Below are 14,343 nucleotides of genomic sequence, written 5' to 3'. Positions count from 1 at the left end.
TCACGGCAGGTGTCCAACCAGGTACTACAGTTCCCCTCCTCGGTAGAACGCATTGGTGTCCACTCGATGACAAACCGCTATCTAGTATCTCTTGCGTGCTCCGTCGCCCATCGAAGCCGATCTTTACCGTTGATGGGATGAAACATAGATTTCGGTTCAGCCGCAGTATGGGTTCGGGCTGCGATTCTGACCACCATACGCACCTGGAGCACAGGCTGGTGATCGCGGTGGCCGGCGGGACCGACGAGGAGTTCCGCGAGTATGTCGTTGCTCGCGGCCCGGCGTTACTGCGTGCCGCCTACCAGCTCACCGGGAATCCGAGCGACGCCGAGGACCTGCTGCAGGTGGCACTGGTCAAGACCTACCTCGCCTGGGATCGCATCCAGGACCACGCCGCCCTGGACCGCTACGTGCGCCGGACGATGGTCAACATCAACATCTCCTGGTGGCGGCGGCGCAAGCTGGAGGAGTATCCGTCCGAGGAGCTTCCCGAGCCGATGCTCGCGGGCGGCCCCCACCTGCCCGAGCGGGTCGAGCAGGCCCTCGACCGGCTGCCCACCCGGATGCGGACCGCCGTCGTCCTGCGCTACTACGAGGACATGACCGAGTCGGAGATCGCCAAGACCCTGGGCATCAGCGTCGGGACCGTCAAGAGCACGGTCTCCCGGGGGATGGCCAAGCTCCGCGGCGACCTCACGCTCTCCGAACCGCGGGAGTTGGAGCATCGGGTCTAGACCCTTTTTGCCCACCGCGGTCAGGCGGGTCTCGCCACGTTCTCCTTGCGAGTCCTCGCTACAGCACGTTCTGCGGGACGGCTCCTGAACCGGTATTCCCGCACGTCGACCGGAGACCTTCCTGGGACAGCCGATTCGATTCGGGCAACCCGCCCGGTGAGGGGCGGAATCCCGCGGTTCTAGCCATGGCAAGACGGGACGGACTCGGCTTCCGCCCCCGCGGTGGCACACGGCCGTACGGCGTCGCGAATGGTTCTGAGGGTGTCGAGGAAGGCGCTGAGCTGCTCGGGAGAGAGCAGGCCGGTGAACCAGGTGTCGATGTCGATCAGATGCCGGGGGAGGATGCCGCTGAGCCGGTCGGCGCCGGCCTCGGTGATGACCGCGTAGGAGGCCCGCCTGTCGGTGGCGCACGCCTGCCTCATGGCCAGCCCCTCGCGCTCCAGCCGGTCGACGACCCGGGTCATCCCGCTGGTGGACAGGCTCGTCTGCGCCGCCAGGTCGCTCATCCGCAGCCGTCGCCCCGGTGAGCGCGCCAACCTGAGCAACGTCTCAAAGTCGATCTCTGAGAGCCCCGCGGCCGCAAAGGACTCATGCGTCTTGGCCGAGATGCCGGTGTAGACCTCCGCCAGGAGGCCCATCGCCGTCAGCCGGGAGTCATCAAAGGGGATCACGTTCACACTCTATCCGAAGGTAGTTGACGGGAGGAATATTCCTCGTGTAGAAATCTGTTGCTGCAATCATCTACTCAGCAACCTTCTCATCGGGAGCACAGCATGACCACTCGGACCTGGGAGAACCTTCAGATCCCGGCCGCCGGAACCTTCGCTCTGGACGTCGCCCACACCCGGATCGGCTTCGTCGTCAAGCACATGATGGTGAGCAAGGTCCGCGGTCACTTCGGCGACTTCTCCGGCACCGTCACCATCGCCGAGAACCCCCTGGACTCCTCGGCGGAGCTCTCGATCAAGACCGAGAGCATCAACACCGGCGTCGCGGACCGCGATGGCCACCTGCGCGGCGACGACTTCCTCTCCGTCGAGAAGTTCCCCGCGCTGACCTTCCGTAGCACCCGTGTCGTCGGCCACTCCGGTGACGAGTTCACCCTCGTCGGTGACCTCACCATCCGCGACGTCACCAAGCCGGTCGAGCTCACCGTCGAGTACGGCGGCGCCGGCACCAACCCGTGGGGCCAGGACGTCTGGGGCTTCTCGATCACGACCGAGATCGACCGCGAGGAGTTCGGCCTGACCTGGAACCAGGCGCTGGAGACCGGCGGCGTCCTGGTCGGCAAGAAGATCAAGATTGAGATCGAGGGCGAGGCCAACCCGGCCGCCTGATCTCCGCCACCACTCGGGACCCCTCCCGTCCCTTCGGGCGGCGAGGGGCCTCAGTGCGTCCGCCTGTTGAGATATAGCGTCTCATAAAGCGGGAATCCACAGGATTCCCACCGTGCCCAGCTGGGGACTCTCTGGTTTGTCCACAGGGTCGGCGAAAGTTATCCACCGCCTGTGGACAACTCTCGCCCAACCCTTGCCCGCGACGTGATCACCAACCGCTTTGCCGCCTCGCCGGATGGCCGGTACTCTGTCCTGAGCCGAACGGTTACCAGGAGGCTTCGCCTAGTCAGGTCTATGGCGCCGCACTGCTAATGCGGTTTGGGTTTACCGCCCATCCGGGGTTCAAATCCCCGAGCCTCCGCAGTTCAGAGGCCCTCTCCCAAGATTCAGGGAGAGGGCCTTTTTGATCTCTAAAGGTGCTGTAGTTGCAGTCCTGGTTGCAACGCTCAGGATTTTCCCCAGAGCGCGGAGGCCAGCCGTTCCCCGGCACTTCGTGTCAGGCCGCCTTGCCCTGCTCGGATTCGTCGACCTGGTCGGGGTTGGTGGACTGTTCGGTGTGCAGGCGTTCGCGGTCGGCCAGGTAGCGTGCGGCTGCTTCGGTGATCTGCCGGGCGAGGGTCACGTCCCGTTCGGTGACCGGTCCGCCGCCGGTGGTGGAGATGATCACCTGTGCCTCACGGGAGGACAGGTGCAGGAACGGGCGCCCGCCCTTGGCGCCCAGCACCGTGACCGACAGGTACGGAGTGCGAAACGAGGTGTCGAGCCGGGTGCCGTCTTCGTCGAGGGTCACCACGGCGCGGGTGTAGGGCGGGTGTTCTCTCACGCGGCCACGTCCTTACCGGCCGAAGCCTTGACCGGAGCCGCCGTGGTGCGGGGAGGGCGCATCGCGGTGGCTCGGATGGACCAGGCCAGTCGTCCGGTGTTCTGGGCGACGTAGGCGGTGGCGGTCATACCGTCGAACTCCACCGGCACGAACGGCAACCCCGGCAGTGCGGCCGGAACGATCGGCTGAACCGGAGACAGGATCTTGACCGCCACCGTCTTCTGGCCGGCCTTGACGGTCGGATCAGCATCCAACCAGCTCTCCGGTGTTCTTGTCCTTGGCGTAGACGGTGCGGCCCTTGGACGAGGCGTCGAAGTCCTTGACCTGCTCGACCTCGCCGACGATGAAGCAGCCGTGCGGGAAGACCTGCTCGAAACGGACGGGGATGGGGCCTTGGATGGCCAGGTGTTCTTCCTTTCGTCTACCCCTCTAGACAGTGGCGGTCATTGGCCTCCGAAGAACTGTCTAGGAGGCTCTACAGAAGAAGATGAAGGCCGATAGCCGGACCGTCTAGGGGGGTAGGCGATGTGTCGCTGAACCGGCTCCCCTGTCCATGGACGCGAACCGGAGCTTTCGCGGCGTCCTGGATAGCCCATTGGGTGGGCCACGTAGGCGGCGACTACACCTGCGCGTGCGATGTCGATCTCATGGGTGCGATTCGTTCGGGGCGATGCCGCCGAGTCTGCCGGTGACGCCATTGAGATTTTTGCTGGCCACGATGTCGTGCGTGGACATTGACGAAATACGCCATCACATCGCGGAACTCAGCGAGAAGTTCGGTATCGAGTCGCCTGCTGTTGTTCAGGGGAAGACCCCGCAGGGGGTCGAGTGCATGGTCAAACAGACAGGTGGCCGGCAGATCGTGATCGGCCCTGCGTTCAAGGATCTGCCAGAAGCCGTCCAGTACGCCGCCTCTGCCTTCCTTGTCGCGGCCTTTGAACGGAGAGGATCGAACGGGAAGGTGTTGTTGATGACGGTGTTTCACTGCTTGGTGATCATGGTCGTGGGTGTTGGCATCGGCCTGGCGCTCTCCTTCGTCGAGGACTCGCCACCGTTGGTGATGGAGATCTGCCTGCTGACCTGTTTGGCTGCATACGCGATTGTGCGAACCAGGCGATACATCTATGCCTGCGACCGGAAAGTCGCCGACGTGTGCGGCAAGGAAACGGTGTTCGCGATGCTGGACTATGAACGGGCACAGGTCAGCCGGCCGCGAGGAATCTACTGGCTGCTGATGAAGATGCAGCCTTCAACGGATCGACGTGCGGCTCGCCTGTCTTCAGAATTGCGCGTCAATCTGTGAAAGTCGGATCGCATCACCCACCTCCAGTTGGCAAGCGGGCTAGCGGAACATCCACAGGGCAGCGGTGGCATCGTCGTAGATCTTGCCGCGTTGCCACCGGATGCCGTTCGGATCGCTGTGTTCGGCCTTGCGGACCTGGGTGATGAGTTCTTCGGGGCCGGAGTCGTCGAGGAGGTCGAGGGCCTGCCGCCAGTTGGCAAGGTGAAAGAGGTCGACGAGTCGGGATGCTCCGTCGCTGAGGATGGCGGCGGCGCGTACCCGGTCGACCGGTATTGTTCCGGTCAGTGCCTGTTCCGCGGCCAGTGGATCGACCGAGGCTACCCAGAATCCCCCGTCGATGTTGCGGTGCGCGCGCATGGCCTCCATGTAGCGGCTCAGGGCCTGAAGGTGTTCCGAACTCCCTCCGGCAGCGGCGTTCATCGGATCCCGGTAGCGGTTACCGGTCAGGGCTTCCCGCTCGTCGCAGATGACCATGGGGTCGGCATCGAGGATGTCGAGGACGAGCACGGAGTCGGCCAGCACGAGCCAGTCCAGGGTGTCGGCCGTACGACGGAGCATGACCACGGTGGCCGAAGGTGAGCCGGGATGGGAGAGATCGCAGCAGAAGTCGTGCATCGAGGCTGTCGCTTTGATCCCCGCGGCCAGGATCGTGGACAAGGAGTCGGCGCTTTGGGTCATTCCGGCCAGGAGAGTCGAGCCGAGGGTGTGCGAATACCAGGCGACGCCGTGGGAGCAGCCCGATTCCAGATCCGCAGGGGTGCCGGCGCCGTCCAGGAGAACGACGGCATCAGGGGTAGCGCCGATGAAGTCCTCGTTGGGCCGGTTGGAATAGGCGGGTTCGGTGGCGAGAGTGAGCCGCATGTCAGTCGTCCTCGTGTCGATAGAGCGGACTGTCAAGTTTGGTTCGGACGGGTTCCCCGCTGTCGGGGTCGTATTCCACGCTGACCACGGTGGAGAAACGCTGGTCTCCGACCTGTCCCCAGATCGTGGCGATCTCCGAGGTGAGCAGATCCACCACGCCGAGGGACCCGTTGGTGCGGATTCCGGCGATGGCGAGGAAGGTGCCGTTGCCGTCCGGCCGGGGGAGCCGGCCGAGATAGGCGGAGTCGGTCGGTTGCTCCGGGACGACCTGGGTGCCCGAGCGGTAAGCGACACCGGTACGGGTGTCGCGCAGCAGCCAGCCGAGGTCGTCGCGTTCCCACCGGATGACCAGGTCCAGCGCTTCAACAAGCCGATCAACCGTCTCCGGAACCGGAAGGAGTTGCCCCGTCTCGATCCGCGAGATCGTCGGCTGAGCCACTCCAGCCCGCAACGCCAGATCCTTACCGGTCAGCCCGGCATCCTTACGTAGCCGACGCAGCAACTCGCCCAACGCCCGAAGTCGATCCCGTCGATCCTCCACACCCAGCGTTCTACCACTCGCCTAAGCAGGCCGACCGAGGGTCAATCAATTATCAAGGCGACGGCGCGGCGCGCCGCCGCACGGCCCTCTCACCGCCCGCCGTCTGGGCGTGCGGCGTGGGCGCCGGTCCCGAACGACGGCGGAAATCGGGCCGCCCGCCGCACCACGTCCACGCCGTGCCTACCAACGCACCGTGCGCAGGCCGCCCCGCCGCCTACAGGTTTATCGGGTCAGTGGCCCAACGTTTCGCGGCTCTTCCGGCACCTGCGACCTTGCGCCAGCCGCTCGCTCCCTACTTGCTCGACCTCATCGAGGCCCACACCACAGTGACCACAGAGATCCCCATCGCGGCGAAAAACAGGATCACGGGGAGAAGCCCGAGGACATCCACGCCCCAGCCGAACGGCCCGGCTCCGTACCGGCCAGACCCGATAACCGACTTGAGAGTCCCGGAAATCGCGAACAGCCCCATCAGGGCAACGAAGAGCCGGAGCGCCGAGGACATCATCAGGCGTTTACGCGGTCCATCGACTGCTTCCCCCGGCAAGGGCTTGGGATACTCCTGCCTGCGTGCTTTGACCAGCCCCCACACACCGGCTCCCAGGTAGGGCGCCACGGCAAGAACACCGATGACGATGAACACCCAGTCAAGTAGTTCGCGTACGGTGCCACCCGTCCAGAAGGTCAACGTGAGGACCTTGGCCACCAGTGCCAGCACCATCAGGACGAGCGCCAACTTAGACCACACCGGCATCTTGGACACGCAGTGATTATGGAGCCGGCAAGCCCTCAGTAGAAGTCCAATGGCCCCACCTCTCCAGCTCGGTTCCGTCTATGTCCGGTGACGTCACATCGCCGCGACTGGTACCGCCCTCACGATCGCCTGGTTGTGGTCAATCGCGGTACGTGGCTGGGGGCGATCGACGGACCGGGACTTCGTTCCTCAGCCCGGCCCACCCAGAGGCTTTGGGGCGTTCGAGGCGTGCCACTCGCGTGCCAGTAGGGCCGGGGAACAAGGGGGCATCGCGATCCATCCCGATTCATGTCGCCGACGTCGCTTTGAAGGCATCGAATCACAACCGCCCTTATTGATCTTGCTGAGATCGCTTCATTGAACATCACGAATTAAAGATCAATAATAAGTTTTCGCGGCGGCTTACGGGCCACAGGGGCAGGATTTGGCGAGGCCCTAGAAGGGTCCATCGGCGCAAGCGCCCTAATTGCTGCTAATATTTAAGCAGGCTTCCGCACTTTTTGCAGTTTATATAATCCCCGAGCTCGACCTTCGCTTTGCGGCGCCATATTCCATCACACAAGCTGCAATTAAAATAGCAATCTCCGCAATTTGTGCACCACATTTCGGTGTACGTTCCGGAAGTCTCGCGATTTGTGGCGGACCTACCAAGGGTGCCAAACAGCTGGCCCGAAAATGCGGCGCCAAGTGCTGACTTGACAGAGCGCCCCCAGTCTGGCAGTTCGACACTGCCCCCACATGACTTGCACCGACGAGCCATACCGTCCGGTCCTTCCGTGGGGTTAGTCCACATCGATCGGCGCATCCAGTATCCGACACATGGCACGCCTCAGCAAGGGCATCACAGCCCGACCAGCAACTTTGAGCGACGGTGCTCTTTCTTTCGTCCATAAATCGAAATCATAGCGATAACGGTCAGGCGCTAAATCTGAAATCGACTAAGCCGTTGGTTTCCGGTCTCGGTTCGATCTCCCGCCATGAGGGTCCGGGCGATAGCCGGCTGTTGTTCACCCATAGGGAGAGCAGATCGAAGTGGAGATCACGGGGGCGCTATCGGCTCTCTGCAGGTCTCCAAGCCAGCCCCTACGTCTCTTGAACCGGGCCCGGGCCGTTAGTAGTCATGCTCCGGTCCCGAAAGTCTCTCAGGTCTGTCGGTCCTGAGGTTTACCGTCGGTCCTCCTATGAGCTTGCACTCGTCGGGAGGACGACCGGTGGCAGAGGTGCTGCGGAGGATCAACTATGAGGACAACGTCGAGTACGGACACTTCTATGTGGGAAACTTTGGGCCGTATCTGGACGATTCCGCGATCTCCCATCCACACCTGAGGGTGTCGAACCACCTGGACATCGAATGCGACATCACTCACGGTAAAGCTGATGTACGCGTGGAGATCTGGGACGCCGAACCACCGGTGGCTGATGCTCCTTGGGTGCTGACCTGGGAGAACGCCTACCTCACCGGTTCGGGAATCGTCAGTGTGGGAAGCGAGGCGTGGCCCGACCGGCTGCTGCTGGGGCCTTCGTACTTCCTGTACGGCCTGCGCACCTACCGGGTCCCGTCCGTCTGGGGCAGAGGCCACGAGTTCTATGAGGATCCGCAGACCGAGCATGTGCTGCTACGGTTCTGGCCGATCCGGGACGTCTTCGACCCCGTCCTGCATGCCCGGCCGGAGAGGACGACGGCGGCGCCCCGGCCGTCCGCATACGTTCCCGCCACAGACTGGCCGACTCTGCGCTGTCAGCCCGACCTGCCAGAGCCCGACACGGCCGACGATCCCAACAGCGAGGACAGGGAGGCCCCCTCAGGAGGACCCGTGCCCGGATCGCCAGGCAGCTCAATCCCGACACTGCACCCACCTTCACGATCCTCAGGCGGCACGCGGAAGATCCTCGGAGCCCCTTGAGAGCCAACACCGGCGCGACCTGCCGGGCCCGGCTCTGGCGGCCGGTGAGGGAGAACGAGCCTGGCGTCCTCGGCGTCGACCGGCGGATCGAGAGTGAGGACGGCTCCCGCGACGAGGTACTGGTCTCCGCGATCGTGACCGTGCTCGACGAGGACGGCGAACTGCTGACGGTCCGGGACGCGACCGAGACGGAGGCCGCACGCCTGCTGGCCGTGGAGCGGGCCTGGCAGTGACGGCTGGTGAGCCGTGCCTTGGGCGATACCCGCAGGTTCCTCATCAGCAGGGGCAAGAGCAGAGTTCGTAGGTGGCAGGGAGAGGGGCGCGTATCCGCGCAGGTCACGAGCCCGCTCGGGGTGCAGTTCACCGCCGCACCAGCGCGTTCCAGGAAGACCGGTTAGGGGCGTTGGTCCAGGTGGGACCGCCCTGAACGCCGACCTCCCGAGCTGCTAATGCGGTTTGGGTTTACCGCCCGTCCGGGGTTCGAATCCCCGAGCCTCCGCAGTTCAGAGGCCCTCTCCCGAGGTTCAAGGAGAGGGCTTTTTTGATCTCTAAAGGCGTCGTAGTTGCCACGTCAGGGCGAGACGTCCCCGATTCCTACTCGACGTCCTCGCTCGGTGAGGAGTGACGCGCGACCAGCTCGCCGATCGGCCCCGTCCGCCAATCAGGGGCGTAGACGCCTACCTGAATCCGTCGATCGGCACCGATCGTGTGGACTTTCGGGGGAACTGCCTTCCGGCGACGGCCTCTCACGTCCATCGGCTCCACGGCACCGACGCTGAAGGTCATCACGTCGACCGGGTACAGGCCACCAATGCGTTTGGGCTGCACGTCAACGAAGTCCACCCAGTTCACCGCAACCCTGAAGGTATCTCTCTGAGCGATCATCCCCTCCTCGGTGACCGTCAGACTTCGGCGCCGTACCCTCATCACGATGAGAAGCAGGTACACCACGCTCACGGCCACGGTAACCGCGGCCGTCAGATTTTCGGGCAGGCCAAGGGCGATGGCCAGGAGGCCATAGACGACGGCGAGCACGATGGCACCGACTCCGCCAGAGAAAAAGGCGAGCGACCAACGTGGACGGTAGGTGACCTGCATGGCCAAAACCGTACCGGTCCAGCGACAATTGCCGCCCCTTCAACCCCATTTCCTCCGGCGGGGGCACTCAGGCTCCGGGATGACCAGAGGGCCGCTAACTGAGGCACGGGCAGAGCATGTATCAGAGCTCTGCCCGTATGTTTCTCGGCCTCCAGTGAAAGACTGCCGATTTCAAAGAGAGCAGCTGTTCAGCGCCGCCATTCGTAAGCGCCCGGTGACGTCTCCAGCACCTCGCTCGGCCAAGTTCGTACCACCTCGCGGAGGTGCTCACGCTGCTCCTCTCCGGGAACGAGTGCGTCGTGGCTGGCACGGTGGTCAGCGGACCTTGGCGAAGAAGGCTCTGACATCGGCGACGAGGCCGTCAGGGTCGGCCATGGCGACCATGTGACTGGCACTGTGGCCGTCCGACCAGTGAACGATCTTGTTCTTGCGTTCGGCGATCTTGCGGATCGGCGCCGGGCCACCGTGCGAGACCCCCGTCGGGATGTCGGTCTGGTCGATGGGCATGCCCGCCGCGCCCTCGTAGTAGGTCCAGGACGACGAGCCGCCGGTGCCGGTCAGCCAGTACAGGCTCACGTTGGTCAGGAACTGGTCACGGTCGAGGTACTCCTCCAAGGGAAGGCTGGTGCCGGTCATCTCGTCGAACTCCCTGAACCGTTCCAGGATGTAGGCGAGCTGGGCGACCGGGGAGTCGGTGAACCCGTAGGCCAGGGTCTGGGGCCGGGCTGCCAGGTAGGGTCCGTAGCCGCTGCCGAAGTTCATCATTTCGGCCATCTTCGCGAGCTCGGCCTGTTCGGTCTCGGTCAGGCCGGTGAAGTCGGCGGGGTCGCCGGTGGGGATGCCGAGCCCGCCGGTGATGTGCGCGCCGATCACGTGCTCGGGGGCCAGGGCGGCGAGCTGCGGCGTGGTCATGGCGCCGGCGTCGTTGCCGTGGGCGCCATAGCGCTGGTATTCCAGCCTGTGCATGAGCTCGGCCCAGGTGCGGGCGACGCGTTCGATGCTCCAGGGCCTGTCGTCGGCCGGCTCGGGAAATCGTGAGAAGGCGAAACCGGGGAGCGAGGGCGCCACGACGTGGAATGCCTGGGCGGGGTCGCCGCCGTGGGCGCGGGGATCGGTGAGCGGGCCAAGGACGCGCGTGAACTCGGCGATCGAGTTCGGCCAGCTGTGGGTGATGATCAGCGGCAGCGCGTCCGGCTCGGGAGAGCGGACGTGCAGGAAGTGGACCCGCTGCCCATCGATCGTGGTGGTGTACTGCGGGAATTGGTTCAGTTCGGCCTCCTGCGCACGCCAGTCGTAGCCGGTGCGCCAGTACTCGGCCATGTCCTTGAGGTAGTCGACTGGGACGCCCCGGCTCCATCCGCCGCCGGGCAGCTGCCGGGGCCAGCGGGTGCGGGCCAGCCGGTCGTTCAAGTCGTCCAGGTCGGCCTGCGGGATATCGATGCGGAACGGCTCGAACCGTACGTCGTCGTTCATGTGAGTTGTCCTTAGTCCTTCGTCGATCAGGGCCTTGATGAACACGCTATTCAGGCTTCCGGTCACTTTCTGTCCGGAAGTCCGGGCAAGATGGCGATATGGCCAACACCAGCTCACGCACCCTGACGCTGCTCTCCCTGCTCCAGGCCCACCGGCACTGGTCCGGCGCGGAGCTGGCCAACAGGCTCGGCGTCTCCGAACGCACCCTGCGCCGCGACGTCGACCGGCTCCGCGAACTCGGCTACCCGGTACAGGCGGCACGCGGCACCGACGGCGGCTACCAGCTAGCACCGGGCGCCGTGCTGCCCCCGCTACTGGTCGACGATGACGAGGCGGTCGCACTCGCGGTCGGTATGAGCAAGGCCGCACAGAGCGGGATCACCGGGATCGAGGAGGCGTCTGTCCGCGCCCTCGCCAAGCTCGTGCAGGTCCTACCGCCCCGGCTACGGGCCAGAGTGGACGCGCTACGAGCCATGACGGTCCCCGCCTCCCCGGTCGGACCGGTTGTCGCAGCGGGCCTGCTCACCGTCGTCGCCCAGGCATGCCGCGACCAGGAGCGGCTACGGTTCGACTACGCCGCCAGAGGCGACGCGCCTACTCAGCGCGAGGTCGAGCCGCACCGGCTGGTCGCCTCCACCGGCCGCTGGTACCTGGTCGCCTACGACCTGACCCGCCATGACTGGCGCAGCTTCCGCCTCGACCGGCTCACCTCGCCCAACACCACCGGTACGCGTTTCCGCCCGCGCCAGTTGCCCGCCGACGACGTCGCGGCGTTCGTCCGGACCTCTACCGGCGCCCCCGCCCCTTACACCGTCGAGGCTCTCGTGCACGCACCGGCGGCACGGGTACAGCAGGAGGTCGGAAAATGGGGAGCGATCGAGCCTGTGGACACCGGCAGGTGCCGGCTCACCATGACCTCGACCTCCTTCGACTGGCCGACACAGGCCCTGGGCAATATCGGTGCCGAGTTCGAAGTCCTGGGCCCACCAGAGTTCGCCGCATACGTCCTCGAGCTGGGCACCCGCTTCACCCGAGCCATCAGGACGCCACAGCAACCGACGCACCCCTAGCCAGACGGCAGTGACAGCGAACCACGCCCGCCTCTGCCCGATCCACAGAGCATGTCACCAACCGGTCCGGGACCGTCGGGGAGCGTGGCTGGCCACGGTTCATCGAGTGCGCCCGCCCTGGAAATCCTGCGGTCATGCTCGCTGTGCGACAGCTCCTCGACTACCTCGAAGGTCTTCCCGACGACACTCCCGTAGTGATCGACGTTCGCCCCGGCGATGAGTACGTACGGGTCGAAGACATCGACATCACCACGGCGGAGGACGCGGCAGGAGAGCGCACACCCACGGGCGTCGAGTTCGCGACACGCAGAGTTCAGCGAGACGCACTCCAACAAGAGCTTGGCGAACTACGCTCGGCGCTCTGCCACACCCTCGGGAAATCTCACAGAGAGCCAGGCGGCCCGCAAGGATTGACGATCATCTCCGTACTCACCGACAAGGAGATCTTCAGCGAGATCCGACGACTCCGTACGATCGCCGAATCCATTGACCAGCAGAGTTCAGGGTCGTGATCACCATGCCATTGGTCTCAGTAACAGAGGATTCACCGTGGCTACTCGCGACCAGCCCGAAGCACAGCTCAGCGTCTCTACGAGCCATGATCCATGCACTCCCCAAACTGACAGCGTGGGTTCGATTCCCGTCACCCGCTCCAATCACCAAGGACCAGGTAAAGGCCTTCGGGCGCTTACTCATTCGGGCCGGCGCCGCCTAGTGCGATAGTGATCGGCACGCTCCGCCGCCATACGTTCCCGTCGCTCCTGAGTCAGGATCTCTTGGGGACTCGGCACCCGCCGCTTCTCATGTCTGATCGCCAGGCGGATCGCCCAGTAAAGAAAGAAGAACACCAGCACGGCCGGAACGGCCCATATCACCAGCAAGAGCAGAACCTCGGTGAACCCGATCTCCATCTGATCCTCCGTGTGGGGGAACCAGCATGCCTGATCTTGCAGACTGCGTCCATCGATGACTTCGCCCGGCCGTCGGCCTAAGGTCGGTTTTCACGCGCCATCTACACCGCTCCATGCTCACCGTCCCCAGGAATCGAGTTTGATCGCGTGCCAGACGCGTGCCAGAACAGGCGGGGAACCACGGTCACTCAGGGGGCCTCACGGGGACTCGACCACCCCTGACCTGCACCCCCGTTTTTCCAGCTCAGGGCAGCAGGCCCAGCAGCTCTCATCAGTGCGGGTTCTTTCGTCACCTGCTCCAGCGAAGAAGGCCAGGCCGGGGACCGCTTCCCGGCCTGGCTTGATCTTTCTGGACTTCTAGTCGATTTTCCGCGTCCGCTACGGGTTACAGTTGGCGACTGGCGAAGAGCTCCAAGTGGTAGCACTGCGGGCAGCGACGGGCGTCCACCAGCCATTTGGGGCGACCCATCAGCTTGGCTCCGCCGAGTATTCCCCGTTCCAGTTCACCTTCCACCCAGACGCCGAAGCCGGGCTGTTTATGGTCGGCTAGGAAGCCCGGCTCCAGACCCTGGTGGCCACAGTGGGTGCACTTTCCATCAGACATTGGGCGATCATATGGACAAGCGGGTTTCTCGGCCATGGGAGATCAAGGAGGGGATGACCCCGCGGCGGTCACCCTGCGGAACGGCACGCATCATCGAGGTCATGTCGGACCATGGTGGCTGCTCCCTAGTTGCAGTTCTCACCCATCGCCCCAGAGGGCGGCTCCCATCCGGGTGCTCGCGTCCTGCATCAACGCGCCGGCCACGTGGGTCTAAAACTGACAGACATCGTTGAAACCCGGGTCTCCGGCCACTACGGAGACCATCTATGTCCAACCCGAACCCCCACTGGATCGTGAGGCCAGGCGGCGCCTGGCCATCATCCGTTACGTCGAAGAGGTCTCGGGCAGCGTCGCGCTGACGTGCCGCTACTACAGGGGCAGCCGACAGGCGTACTCGCCGCTATCTGGCCGAGGGCGTCGAGGGCCTGCGCACCCGGTCCAAGCGGCCCAAGACCAGCCCGAACACCGCCCGAGCGTGCGGCGTGGGCGCCGGTCTCGGCCCGCGCCGCCCACACGCAAACCGCTGCTGCGGTCGTTCAACGTAGAAACTTTCTGGACCCGTCTGTCTGGCCCCAGCCCTCGGGGGGAATGGCCCCGTTCGATGATCAATCGTCGACGGCTGCAGTGTCGCATTCCGGCAGCGACAGCTGGCGACAAACGTGCTGATGGAGGTCGCGCTGGCGATTCCCTTGGCCTCGACGAGGCTGACATCCGATAGAGGTTTATCCCGGTAGGGATTCGACCCTTCTCCATAGCGCCTTTCTTCGAGGTTGGCCGGCCGCTCTGCCTCACGCGCGAAGGCAGAGCGGCGGACACAGCGTGACCTGGGAGTGTGGTGTCACCCAGGTCTGACCACATCGCGCATCTCATGGGAGAGGCGCCATGTTAGCGCTACCAAATTGCGGTGCGACCTCCCTTCGACATCCCGGC

General features: G+C 64.5%; 16 protein-coding genes and 1 tRNA gene. 8 read left to right on the top strand and 9 right to left on the bottom strand.

Features of this window, described 5'->3' with window-relative positions; translation table 11 throughout:
• Positions 1–227: 227 nt before the first annotated feature.
• Positions 228–734 carry a SigE family RNA polymerase sigma factor gene (locus ABZ260_RS09280; protein WP_355614926.1) on the top strand — a complete coding sequence of 169 codons (507 nt, stop codon included), beginning with the start codon at positions 228–230 and terminating at the stop codon, positions 732–734.
• Positions 735–913: 179 nt separating this feature from the next.
• Here ABZ260_RS09280 and ABZ260_RS09275 read toward each other — a convergent pair whose 3' ends face one another.
• Complete coding sequence (locus ABZ260_RS09275) at positions 914–1,405, bottom strand: MarR family transcriptional regulator (protein WP_355614842.1); 492 nt, start codon at positions 1,403–1,405, stop codon at positions 914–916.
• 102 nt (positions 1,406–1,507) lie between these two features.
• On the opposite strand from ABZ260_RS09275, the gene ABZ260_RS09270 reads away from it, so the two are divergent.
• Together ABZ260_RS09270 and ABZ260_RS09265 are read left to right on the top strand one after the other, a co-directional pair.
• Positions 1,508–2,071 carry a YceI family protein gene (locus tag ABZ260_RS09270; RefSeq protein ID WP_355614838.1) on the top strand — a complete coding sequence of 188 codons (564 nt, stop codon included), beginning with the start codon at positions 1,508–1,510 and terminating at the stop codon, positions 2,069–2,071.
• 271 nt (positions 2,072–2,342) lie between these two features.
• Positions 2,343–2,432: transfer RNA gene (locus tag ABZ260_RS09265), tRNA-Ser, on the top strand.
• 135 nt (positions 2,433–2,567) lie between these two features.
• Here the strand turns inward: ABZ260_RS09265 and ABZ260_RS09260 are convergent.
• Complete coding sequence (locus ABZ260_RS09260) at positions 2,568–2,894, bottom strand: hypothetical protein (protein WP_355614835.1); 327 nt, start codon at positions 2,892–2,894, stop codon at positions 2,568–2,570.
• Positions 2,891–3,148, bottom strand: a complete 258-nt coding sequence (locus tag ABZ260_RS09255; protein ID WP_355614832.1) for a hypothetical protein — start codon at positions 3,146–3,148, stop codon at positions 2,891–2,893. Before ABZ260_RS09255 ends, ABZ260_RS09260 begins: the two co-directional genes overlap by 4 nt.
• A 473-nt stretch (positions 3,149–3,621) precedes the next feature.
• Between ABZ260_RS09255 and ABZ260_RS09250 the strand changes: the two genes are divergently transcribed.
• Complete coding sequence (locus tag ABZ260_RS09250) at positions 3,622–4,197, top strand: hypothetical protein (RefSeq protein ID WP_355614829.1); 576 nt, start codon at positions 3,622–3,624, stop codon at positions 4,195–4,197.
• A gap of 39 nt (positions 4,198–4,236) precedes the next feature.
• On the opposite strand, the gene ABZ260_RS09245 is transcribed toward ABZ260_RS09250, so the two are convergent.
• From ABZ260_RS09245 to ABZ260_RS09235, 3 genes are all read right to left on the bottom strand, one after another.
• Positions 4,237–5,058, bottom strand: coding sequence for an integrase (locus tag ABZ260_RS09245; protein ID WP_355614826.1), 822 nt, complete (start codon positions 5,056–5,058; stop codon positions 4,237–4,239).
• Position 5,059: 1 nt separating this feature from the next.
• Positions 5,060–5,569: a helix-turn-helix transcriptional regulator gene (locus ABZ260_RS09240; RefSeq protein WP_355614823.1), complete on the bottom strand. Its 510-nt coding sequence runs from the start codon at positions 5,567–5,569 to the stop codon at positions 5,060–5,062.
• A 322-nt stretch (positions 5,570–5,891) separates the two neighbouring features.
• Positions 5,892–6,362, bottom strand: a complete 471-nt coding sequence (locus ABZ260_RS09235; protein ID WP_355614820.1) for a hypothetical protein — start codon at positions 6,360–6,362, stop codon at positions 5,892–5,894.
• Between the two features lie 1,202 nt (positions 6,363–7,564).
• Between ABZ260_RS09235 and ABZ260_RS09230 the strand changes: the two genes are divergently transcribed.
• Entirely contained in the window at positions 7,565–8,257 is a 693-nt protein-coding gene (locus ABZ260_RS09230) for a hypothetical protein (RefSeq protein WP_355614817.1), read from the top strand.
• Positions 8,254–8,490, top strand: a complete 237-nt coding sequence (locus ABZ260_RS09225; RefSeq protein WP_355614814.1) for a hypothetical protein — start codon at positions 8,254–8,256, stop codon at positions 8,488–8,490. Before ABZ260_RS09230 ends, ABZ260_RS09225 begins: the two co-directional genes overlap by 4 nt.
• Before the next feature lie 361 nt (positions 8,491–8,851).
• On the opposite strand, the gene ABZ260_RS09220 is transcribed toward ABZ260_RS09225, so the two are convergent.
• Both ABZ260_RS09220 and ABZ260_RS09215 read right to left on the bottom strand, forming a co-directional pair.
• Complete coding sequence (locus ABZ260_RS09220; RefSeq protein ID WP_355614811.1) at positions 8,852–9,355, bottom strand: hypothetical protein; 504 nt, start codon at positions 9,353–9,355, stop codon at positions 8,852–8,854.
• 315 nt (positions 9,356–9,670) lie between these two features.
• Positions 9,671–10,828, bottom strand: coding sequence for an epoxide hydrolase family protein (locus ABZ260_RS09215; protein ID WP_355614808.1), 1,158 nt, complete (start codon positions 10,826–10,828; stop codon positions 9,671–9,673).
• A 98-nt stretch (positions 10,829–10,926) separates the two neighbouring features.
• Between ABZ260_RS09215 and ABZ260_RS09210 the strand changes: the two genes are divergently transcribed.
• On the top strand, positions 10,927–11,898 hold the full coding sequence (locus ABZ260_RS09210; RefSeq protein ID WP_355614805.1) for a YafY family protein: 972 nt from the start codon (positions 10,927–10,929) through the stop codon (positions 11,896–11,898).
• Between the two features lie 134 nt (positions 11,899–12,032).
• Entirely contained in the window at positions 12,033–12,410 is a 378-nt protein-coding gene (locus ABZ260_RS09205; protein WP_355614802.1) for a hypothetical protein, read from the top strand.
• Positions 12,411–12,590: 180 nt separating this feature from the next.
• Here the strand turns inward: ABZ260_RS09205 and ABZ260_RS09200 are convergent, their stop codons facing one another.
• Entirely contained in the window at positions 12,591–12,809 is a 219-nt protein-coding gene (locus ABZ260_RS09200; protein WP_355614799.1) for a hypothetical protein, read from the bottom strand.
• Between the last annotated feature and the right edge of the window lie 1,534 nt (positions 12,810–14,343).

Source organism: Streptosporangium sp. NPDC006013, from assembly GCF_040614275.1.
GTDB lineage: Bacteria > Actinomycetota > Actinomycetes > Streptosporangiales > Streptosporangiaceae > Streptosporangium.
Note: the sequence above shows the minus strand (reverse complement) of the source record. Positions and strands in the feature narration are given on the sequence as shown.

What these genes read in the sequence shown, in the direction of transcription:
- ABZ260_RS09200 (WP_355614799.1), bottom strand. Translation starts at nt 12,809, where the DNA reads ATGGAGATCGGGTTCACCGAGGTTCTGCTCTTGCTGGTGATATGGGCC.
- ABZ260_RS09205 (WP_355614802.1), top strand. Translation starts at nt 12,033, where the DNA reads ATGCTCGCTGTGCGACAGCTCCTCGACTACCTCGAAGGTCTTCCCGAC.
- ABZ260_RS09220 (WP_355614811.1), bottom strand. Translation starts at nt 9,355, where the DNA reads ATGCAGGTCACCTACCGTCCACGTTGGTCGCTCGCCTTTTTCTCTGGC.
- ABZ260_RS09215 (WP_355614808.1), bottom strand. Translation starts at nt 10,828, where the DNA reads ATGAACGACGACGTACGGTTCGAGCCGTTCCGCATCGATATCCCGCAG.
- ABZ260_RS09245 (WP_355614826.1), bottom strand. Translation starts at nt 5,058, where the DNA reads ATGCGGCTCACTCTCGCCACCGAACCCGCCTATTCCAACCGGCCCAAC.
- ABZ260_RS09210 (WP_355614805.1), top strand. Translation starts at nt 10,927, where the DNA reads ATGGCCAACACCAGCTCACGCACCCTGACGCTGCTCTCCCTGCTCCAG.
- ABZ260_RS09270 (WP_355614838.1), top strand. Translation starts at nt 1,508, where the DNA reads ATGACCACTCGGACCTGGGAGAACCTTCAGATCCCGGCCGCCGGAACC.